The sequence below is a fragment of the Streptomyces sp. NPDC001604 genome, from assembly GCF_042893475.1.
Lineage (GTDB): Bacteria > Actinomycetota > Actinomycetes > Streptomycetales > Streptomycetaceae > Streptomyces.
In genome coordinates, this window is sequence record NZ_JBIAUY010000002.1 from 150,372 (window position 1) to 159,895 (window position 9,524).

The following is a 9,524-nucleotide window of genomic DNA, read 5'->3' on the forward strand; positions in this document are numbered from 1 at the left end:
ACCACCAGCCGGCCCCGATCGCCCCGACACCGAGGCCGACACCGAGCGGCGCGGGCCCGCCGCCTCAGCCCCGACGCCCCCGGCCGCGCCGCCCGCGGCCCGCACCGTCGTCGTCGTGCTCGTCATCGCGCGGGCCGAGCAGTTCGTCCGCCAGCGTCGGCAGGTCGTCCAGGGGTGTCTCCTCGGCCCAGTCGGAGCGCGCCCGGCGCCGGGGCTCGCCCTCCGGGTCGATCTGGGGCATCTCCCGCGTACGGTCCTCGGCGCCGTCCGGCCGCGCATCCGTGCGCTCGTCCCGGAAAAGCCCCGGCGGCACCCGATGCGCGGGGTCCTCGCCCCGCACGGGAGGCAGCACAGCCGTCTCGTCGGCCGCTCCGGGTACCACCGGCGGCAGCACAGCCGTCTCGTCGGCCGCTCCGGGTACCACCGGCGGCAGCACAGCCGTCTCGTCCGTCGCTCCCGCGGGAGCCGGCGGCTGCGGCAGCTCCGCCGTCACGTCGGACTCGGACCCGCCGGTCCGCGCAGCGTCCGGCTTCTCCTCGTGCACCGGCCGCAGCACCGCGGTCTCCTCCACCGGTCCGCCCGACGCGTTCGTCGGCGTCACCACCGGCGTCGGCACCGTCGACGCGTCCGGCGGCACCGCGGGCGCCGCGGGCCGCCTGGGGCCCGCCTGCGCGGCGGCCGCGGCCTGCTCGGCGAGCCGCCTGGCCTCCTCGGCCCGCAGCAGCGCCTCCTCGGCCTTGCGCTGCTTCTCCAGTCGCCGTGCCTCGGCCTCGGCGTGCAGCCGGGCCTCCTCCTCGGCCTGCTTGCGCCGCCGCTCCTCCTCGGCCTTGCGGCGGGCCTCCTCCTCGGCGCGGGCCTTCTCCTCCGCGAGGAGGCGGGCCTGCTCCTCCTCGGCACGGCGGCGCGCTTCCTCGGCGCGCAGCCGGGCCTCCTCCGCCTGCCGTTCGGCCTCGCGGCGCTGCGCCTCCTCCAGCTCGCGTCGCTTGCGCTCCTCCTCCTCGGCGCGCAGCCGCTCGAGCTGTTCCTGGCGCTCGCGCTCCAGCCGCTCCTCCTCGGCCTTGCGTGCGGCCTCCTCCTCGGCCTTGCGGCGGGCCTCCTCCTCGGCCTTCTTCCGCGCCTCTTCCTGGGCCTTCACCTCGGCCTCGGACAGCGGCAGCAGCTGGTCGAGCCGGTGCCGTACGACGGTGGTGACGGCCTCGGGTTCCTGGCCCGCGTCCACCACCAGGTACCGCCCGGGGTCGGCCGCGGCCAGCGTGAGGAAACCGGACCGCACGCGCGCGTGGAACTCGGCCGGCTCCGACTCCAGCCGGTCCGGCGCCTCCGTGAACCGCTCGCGCGCGATGTCCGGCGAGACGTCGAGGAGCACCGTCAGATGCGGTACGAGTCCGTTCGTCGCCCAGCGGTTGATGCGGGCGATCTCGGTCGGCGACAGGTCACGGCCCGCGCCCTGATAGGCCACCGAGGAGTCGATGTAGCGGTCGGAGATGACCACCGCGCCGCGCTCCAGCGCGGGCCTGACCACGGTGTCCACGTGTTCCGCGCGGTCCGCCGCGTACAGCAGGGCCTCCGCCCGGTGGGACAGTCCCGCACTCGACACGTCCAGCAGGATCGACCGCAGCCGCTTGCCCACCGGTGTCGCCCCCGGCTCGCGGGTCAGCACGACCTCGTGGCCCTTGCCGCGGATCCACTCGGCGAGGGCCTCGGCCTGCGTGGACTTGCCGGCCCCGTCGCCGCCCTCCAGGGCGATGAAGAAACCGTTCGAGGCCGGTACGGTCACCGGGTCGTCGCCGCCCAGCAGCGCGTCCCGCAGGTCGTGCCGCAGCGGCACGCCCGAGCGGTCGTCGACCTTGGCCAGCACCAGCGCGGCCACCGGCAGCAGCAGCGCCCCCACCAGCATCAGGGTGAACGCGGCGCCGCCGTGTGCGAACACGAACTTGCCGTTCTCCAGCCGGTGCGGGCCGATTCCCGCCGCGACCACGGGCGCGATCACGGCGCCGAGCGCCACGCACACGCGTACCACCGCGTGCAGGTGCTCCGTGGTACGCGCTCGCCGGTAGTCCTCGGCCTCCTGGTCGAGCAGCGTGTGCCCGGTGTTGGCGGCCACGCCCGCGCCGATGCCGGCCAGCGCGACGATCAGCATGACCGTGGTGACGTCCGGGACGAGGCCGGCGGCAAGCAGCCCGACCCCGGTGAAGGCGATCGCCAGCGCGAGCAGCCGGCGCCGCGACAGGGTCGGCAGCACGGAAGGCGCCGTACGGATGCCGACGACGACACCGCCCGTCAGCGCGAGCACCAGCAGCCCGTACGTCACCGGGCCGCCGCCCAGGTCCTTGGCGTGCAGCACGCAGACGGCGACGGCCGCGGAGACCGCCCCCGCGACGGCGGCGGCCGAGAGCACCAGCAGCGGGATGGCGCCCGTGCGCCCCTTGTCCACGCCCGTGCCCGTCTTGGGGCGGCGCAGCCCCTCGAGCGGGGAGCGCGCACGCGGGGTGCGCGTGTCGGGCAGCTCCAGGAAGGCCACCACGGACAGCGACGCGGCGAACAGCCCGGCCGCCAGGTACGAGGCGAGGGCAGCCTGGTGCTGGTCGAACCAGTCGAGCCCGGTGCCGAGAAGGTTGTTGAGCAGCCCCGCGACGACGAGCGCGGCAGCCGCCAGCGGGATCGCCACGAAACTCGTACGCAGCGACAGGCGGCGCAGAGCGTCCATGTGGTCCGGCAGCGGTCGTACCGTCGCGCCCTCCGGGGGCGGGGCCGGCAGCAGGGCCGGCGCCGCGCTCTCGCGGCACACCGTCCAAAAGCGCTCGGCGACTCCGGTGACGAAGGCCGTGACCAGCAGGGCTGCGAGCGCGTTGTCCGGCGTCCAGTCGATCCACAGGGGCGCGACGATCAGCGCGGCGACCCGGACGCCGTCGGCGCCGACCATGGTCCAGCGGCGGTCGAGCGGGCCCTCCTGAGAGGTGAGCGAGGTCAGCGGCCCCAGCAGGACGGCTCCGAAGAGCAGCGTCGTCAGGATGCGCACTCCGAAAACGGTCGCCACTGCGAACGCCACGCCCCGGTAGCCGCCGCCGAACGAGCCCTCGGCGATCGCCGCCTGGAGGGCGAGGAACACCAGCACCAGGACGGCGAGGGTGTCCCCGACTCCGCCGACGAGCTGTGCGCTCCACAGCTGCCGCAGCTGCGGTCGGCGCAGCAGGGCGCGGACGGCACGCTCGCGGGAGTCCGCGACAAGGGCGTCGTCGGGGGCCGGGTGGTGGGCCGTTGGCTGCTCGGCTCGCGTCATGCATTCAGCCTATCGGGACCGACTGACAGCCCGGGGCGCGCGTGCGGACGTGCGCACGCCCCGACACCAAAGCGATATCGGGGCGTTCGTTTTGCGAAGCGTCCGTGGAGGAAGATGCCCCGGCTCAGTCGTCCCTGACTCAGCCGTCCTTCCTCCGCCGTCCTTCTTCCGCCGTCCTTACTCTGCGGTCCTGACTCAGTCGTCCGACGTCGTCTTGGAAGCCGTCGCCTTCTTCGCGGTGGTCTTCTTGGCGGCGGTCGTCTTGGCAGCCGTCTTCTTCGCCGTTGTCGTCTTCTTCGCAGCCGTCTTCTTGGCGGCCGTCGCCTTCTTGGCCGGGGCCTTCTTCGCGGGTGCCTTCTTCGCCGTCTTCTTGGCGGGCCCCTTGGCCCGCTTCTCGGCGAGCAGTTCGAAGCCGCGCTCGGGGGTGATCTCCTCGACGCTGTCGCCGGAGCGCAGGGTCGCGTTGGTCTCCCCGTCGGTGACGTACGGCCCGAAGCGACCGTCCTTGACGACCACCGGCTTCTCGCTGACCGGGTCGGTGCCCAGCTCCTTCAGCGGCGGCTTGGCGGCCGCACGGCCACGCTGCTTGGGCTGCGAGTAGATCTGCAGGGCCTCTTCGAGCGTGATCGTGAAGAGCTGCTCCTCGGACTGCAGCGAACGCGAGTCCGTGCCCTTCTTCAGGTACGGCCCGTAGCGGCCGTTCTGCGCGGTGATCTCCTGGCCCTCGGCGTCCGTACCGACGACCCGCGGCAGCGACATCAGCTTGAGCGCGTCCTCGAGCGTCACCGTGTCCAGCGACATCGACTTGAACAGCGAGGCCGTACGCGGCTTCACGGCGTTCTTGCCGGTCTTCGGGGTGCCCTCGGGGAGCACCTCGGTGACGTACGGGCCGTAGCGGCCGTCCCGGGCGATGATCTGGTGGCCCGTCTCCGGGTCGGCGCCGAGTTCGAAGTCACCGCTCGGCTTGGCGAGCAGCTCCTCGGCGAGCTCGACACTCAGCTCGTCCGGCGCGAGGTCGTCGGGCACGTCCGCCCGCTGGTGGCCCTCGGCGTCCTTCTCGCCGCGCTCGATGTACGGGCCGTAGCGCCCGACACGCAGCACGATGCCGTTGCCCACCGGGAAGGACGACACCTCGCGGGCGTCGATCGCACCGAGGTCGGTCACCAGCTCCTTGAGACCGCCGAGGTGGTCCCCGTCGCCGTTGCCCGCCTCGGCCGCGCCGCCGATGCCGTTGGCCTCGCCGAAGTAGAAGCGCTTCAGCCACGGAACGGACTGCGCCTCGCCGCGGGCGATGCGGTCGAGGTCGTCCTCCATCTTGGCGGTGAAGTCGTAGTCGACGAGCCGCCCGAAGTGCTTCTCCAGGAGGTTGACCACGGCGAAGGACAGGAAGGACGGGACGAGGGCCGTGCCCTTCTTGAAGACATAGCCGCGGTCGAGGATCGTGCCGATGATCGACGCATACGTCGACGGACGGCCGATCTCGCGCTCTTCGAGCTCCTTGACCAGGCTGGCCTCGGTGTAGCGGGCCGGGGGCTTGGTGGCGTGCCCGTCGACCGTGATCTCCTCGGCGCTGAGCCGGTCGCCCTCGGCGACCTGCGGCAGCCTGCGCTCGCGGTCGTCCAGCTCGGCGTTCGGGTCGTCGGCACCCTCGACGTAGGCCTTCAGGAAGCCGTGGAAGGTGATCGTCTTGCCGGACGCGCTGAACTCGACGTCCCGGCCGTCGGCGGCAGTGCCACCGATCTTCACCGTGACGGAGTTGCCGGTCGCGTCCTTCATCTGGGAGGCGACGGTCCGCTTCCAGATCAGCTCGTAGAGCTTGAACTGGTCGCCGGTCAGGCCCGTTTCGGCAGGCGTGCGGAAACGATCACCCGAGGGCCGGATCGCCTCGTGCGCCTCCTGTGCGTTCTTGACCTTGCCGGCGTACGTCCGCGGGGCCGACGGCAGGTAGTCGGCGCCGTACAACTGCGTGACCTGGGCGCGGGCGGCGGCCACGGCGGTGTCGCTCAGCGTCGTGGAGTCCGTACGCATGTAGGTGATGTAGCCGTTCTCGTACAGCTTCTGCGCGACCTGCATGGTGGCCTTCGCGCCGAAGCCGAGCTTGCGGCTGGCCTCCTGCTGCAGCGTCGTCGTACGGAACGGGGCGTACGGCGAGCGGCGGTACGGCTTGGACTCGACCGAGCGCACCGAGAACTGCGTGTTCTCCAGGGCGGCGGCGAGGGCGCGGGCGTTCGCCTCGTCGAGGTGGAGGGTGTTCGCGCTCTTGAGTTGTCCCAGGGAGTCGAAGTCGCGGCCCTGCGCGACCCGCCTGCCGTCGACGGTCTGCAGGCGGGCGACCAGCGACGACGGGTCCGACGGATCCCCCGCGCGGCCGGTCGCGAAGGTGCCCGTCAGGTCCCAGTACTCAGCGGAACGAAACGCGATGCGCTCGCGTTCCCGCTCCACCACGAGTCGTGTCGCGACGGACTGGACGCGGCCGGCCGACAGGCGCGGCATGACCTTCTTCCACAGGACCGGCGAGACCTCGTAGCCGTAGAGACGGTCGAGGATGCGGCGGGTCTCCTGGGCGTCGACCATGCGCTTGTTGAGGTCGCGCGGGTTGGCGACGGCCTCGCGGATCGCGTCCTTGGTGATCTCGTGGAACACCATGCGCTTGACCGGGACCTTGGGCTTGAGCACCTCCAGGAGGTGCCAGGCGATGGCCTCGCCCTCGCGGTCCTCATCGGTGGCGAGGAAGAGCTCGTCGGAGTCGGCGAGCAGGTCCTTCAGCTTCTTGACCTGGGCCCTCTTGTCAGCGTTGACCACATAGATCGGCTGGAAGTCGTGTTCAACGTCCACACCGAGGCGGCGGACCTCGCCGGTGTACTTCTCCGGCACCTCCGCGGCACCGTTGGGAAGGTCGCGGATGTGCCCGACGCTCGCCTCGACGATGTAGCCGGGGCCGAGGTAGCCCTTGATCGTCTTCGCCTTGGCAGGCGACTCGACGATGACGAGTCGGCGGCCGCCGTGTGCGGTCTCGCTGGTCGGGGACAACTTCGCTCTTCTCTCCGGTCGACGCTGGGGCCTCCCCGGATGGTTCTCGGTCCCGGGGGCGGGTCGTGGTGACGCTGCGGAGTGTGACGGTACATCCCGCCCCCGTGTCAAACGGGAAAAGCCCGCAACGGCCACTCGAACGGTAACCCGACTACCGCCATTCCTGCCGCCCGGAGTACCCACCGGCCTTTTCGAGCCAGTCCGGAGGATCACCTCTCAATTAACCAAGCCGCAGCTCCGGGGCTCCTTTCAGGCCCGGCTCAGGCACCATGTTCCGAGGCCCAGCATGATCACCGAGACAAGGCTCGCGACAGTTGCCGATGCGACGGGGTTCACACCGTGGGCGACCGGCTCCCGGTGCCGTACCCGGGTCACGGTCCATGTCAGCAGCGCCCCTCCGAACAGGGCGAACACCACTCCCGCGAAGATCGCTGGTCCGCTCTCCATGGCTTGCCGTGCCCCTTTTCTCCCGTTCGCGAGTGCCCCGCCCGGCGAGACTGACACGCCTGGGCGGCGCACAGGCGAACCCGGGGTGAACGCGGAGCCGACGCACGCGTGGACTCACCCCCGGCCGGTACCCGCCCGGTCTTCACCCGCGGCCCAGCCGTTCCGGTCCGCCACTCAGCCGTACCCGATGCGCTCGGGCCCCGCTCCCAGGTCGACTCGAATTAGTTGCTGCAGAGCTTGTTCTGCAGCAACTCGTTCGCTTTGTCGATGACCTTCTCGCAGCCCATTTGCAAGGGGCGCACGAACAGCCGTTTTCGGGACGCGGCACGGATTTGCGGGGTCCGTCACACGCCCTGCGCCGGCTCGAGGAATCCCTGCTCCACCAGCAGTCTGATCTGCGCCGGCGTACGGTCGCGCAGCAACACCGGATCCTCGCCGACCAGTTGGGCGATCGCGTCCAGGATGCGGCCCGCGCTCAGCGAACCGTCGCACACACCCGCGAAGCCCGCGCCGACCGTGTCCACCTCGGTGGCCCGGCGCATGCCCCGGTGCTGGCGCAGTACGACGTGCTCCGGGTCCTCGGCGCCGGGCAGCCCGACCTGCTCCTGGACGACCTCGGAGACGAGCTTGAAGTGCGCTTCCAGCAGCGCCGCGTCGTCGTGCGCGCGCAGATAGTCGAGACGGTCGAAGTGCGCCCGTACCGTGTCGCCGAGAGGCTGCTCGACCGGGTGCGGCCACTCCTCGGCGATGATCGAGGGCACGGCGGCCGTCGTCCTGCGCAGGGTGATCCAGCCGAACCCGACGGCCTTCACCTTGCGCGCCTCGAACTCGTCCAGCCAGGCGTCGTAGCGCGCCTGGTACTCGGCCGGGTCGCCCCGGTGGTCACCGGCGTCCCTGAGCCACAGCTCGGCGTACTGCGTGACGTCCTGGACCTCGCGCTGCACGATCCACGCGTCGCAGCCGCGAGGCACCCACGACCTGATCCTGTCCTGCCAGTCCTCCCCCTCCACGTGCTGCCAGTTGGCGAGGAACTGCGCGAACCCGCCCTCGTTCAGCCGTTCCCCCGCCTGCTGAACGAGCGTGCGGCACAGATCGTCCCCGCCCATCCCGCCGTCCCGGTAGGTCAGCCGTGCGCCGGGCGAGATCACGAAGGGAGGGTTCGACACGATCAGGTCGTACGTCTCGTCCTCGCGCACCGGCTCGAACAGCGAGCCCTCGCGCAGCTCGGCCGCCGGTGCGCCGGAGAGCGCCAGCGTGAGCGCGGTGATGTGCAGCGCGCGCGGGTTGAGATCGGTCGCCGTCACGCGCGTGGCGTGCTGCGCGGCGTGCAGCGCCTGGATGCCGGAGCCGGTGCCGAGGTCGAGGGCCGCGGAGACCGGCGTACGGACGGTGATGCCCGCAAGGGTCGTGGACGCGCCGCCGACCCCGAGGACGACGCCCTCCTCACGGCTGCCGATCCCGCCCGCTCCACCGACCGCGCACCCGAGGTCGGACACGATGAACCAGTCCTCGCCGCCGGGCCCGCCGTACGGCCGTACGTCCACGGTGGCGGCCACGTCGTCCTTGGAGGCTCCACCGACGCGCACCAGCCAGCCGTCCTCCAGACACTCCTCGACGGGCAGGACGTCGGCCACGCGCGCGTGCGGCACGGGCTGCTGCAGCAGGAACAGCCGTACGAGCACCTCCAGCGGCGTGTCCCCACGGGTCGCCCGGAGTGCGGGCACGGTCTCGCTGCGCGCCAGCGCCGCGTACGCGGGGGCGCCGAGCAGTTCGAGCAGGCCGTCGGCGGTGAAGGACGCCCCGAGCAGGGCGTCGCGCAGCCGGGCGGCGACGTCGGTACGGCCGGGAGCAGGGGCAGCGGGCAGGGCGGGCAGGCCTGAGGTACTCACGCCCCCCATTGTGGCGGGGCCGAGGGGTCGTCTGCAGCTTCGGCTCAGCTCACCGCCGGCGAGGGGGCGGTGGAAGCGCTCTTGCAGCTGGACTGCTTGGCCATCGACTTGCCGACGTCGCCGGCCTCGAGGTTCTTCAGGGCGTCGTTGCCGCTCGTGCTCAGCTTGTCCAGCGAGGTCGCGATGCCCTTCAGGCCGTCGGCGAACTTGGCCTGGTCCTTGACGTCGAGACCGTCGACCTGCTTCTTCAGAGCGGCGTACGACGCGGCGATGTCGTCGAGCTCCTTGACCGCGTCCGTCTGCTTCTTCGCGCCGTTGTCGACATCGGGGGCCCCGGCCTTCTGGACCGCGTCACCGATCGCCTTGTAGGCGTCCGACATGTCCTGGAAGGCCTGGGAGTCGGTCTTGCGGACGGCGTCCGGCGTGCTGTTGTCCGAGGTCTGCTTCTGGATCGCGGCATTGGCGGCCTCGATCTTCTTGGCCTGCGGCTGCACCGCGTCGCAGACCTGCTTGGCCCAGGCATCCAGCTTGTCGTTGCCTTTGCTGCTGCTGGTGCATCCCGACAGCGCCAGTACCAGTACCGCACCGCCGGACAGTGCGGCCGCGAGCTTCTTGTTCACCGGATTGGTCCCTTCCATGGCTCTCGGCCCCGGAACATACACGCCGGGCGGGTGACAGCCGCATGCCGAACGACGACTATGACACCTTTTGTGACCAATTGCACCAGGCGAGAGAAGGCTCACGGTGGGGGTGTGAAGACACGAGGCGGGGGGGGGGGGGGGGCCCCCCCACCCCCCCCCCCCCCCCCCCCGGGGGGGCCCCCCCCCCCCCCCCCCCACCCCCCCCCCCCCCCCCCCCCCCGGCGCGGGGACGACAAC

5 protein-coding genes are annotated in these 9,524 nt (G+C 71.7%); all 5 read right to left on the reverse strand.

What is annotated here, in order from left to right:
* Positions 1–64: 64 nt before the first annotated feature.
* The 5 genes from tmk to ACFY1E_RS05930 all read right to left on the reverse strand — a co-directional run bounded on the left by tmk (position 65) and on the right by ACFY1E_RS05930 (position 9,284).
* A complete protein-coding gene (tmk, locus tag ACFY1E_RS05910) occupies positions 65–3,280 on the reverse strand; it encodes a dTMP kinase (protein WP_389071935.1) in 3,216 nt (1,071 codons plus the stop codon).
* Positions 3,281–3,475: 195 nt separating this feature from the next.
* Positions 3,476–6,310 (reverse strand): type I DNA topoisomerase, encoded by a 2,835-nt coding sequence (topA, locus tag ACFY1E_RS05915; protein ID WP_389071937.1) that lies wholly within the window; start codon positions 6,308–6,310, stop codon positions 3,476–3,478.
* A 249-nt stretch (positions 6,311–6,559) separates the two neighbouring features.
* Positions 6,560–6,757: a hypothetical protein gene (locus ACFY1E_RS05920; protein WP_389071939.1), complete on the reverse strand. Its 198-nt coding sequence runs from the start codon at positions 6,755–6,757 to the stop codon at positions 6,560–6,562.
* Positions 6,758–7,101: 344 nt separating this feature from the next.
* Positions 7,102–8,646 carry a methyltransferase gene (locus ACFY1E_RS05925; RefSeq protein WP_389071940.1) on the reverse strand — a complete coding sequence of 515 codons (1,545 nt, stop codon included), beginning with the start codon at positions 8,644–8,646 and terminating at the stop codon, positions 7,102–7,104.
* Positions 8,647–8,690: 44 nt separating this feature from the next.
* Entirely contained in the window at positions 8,691–9,284 is a 594-nt protein-coding gene (locus tag ACFY1E_RS05930) for a small secreted protein (RefSeq protein ID WP_389071943.1), read from the reverse strand.
* Positions 9,285–9,524: the final 240 nt, after the last annotated feature.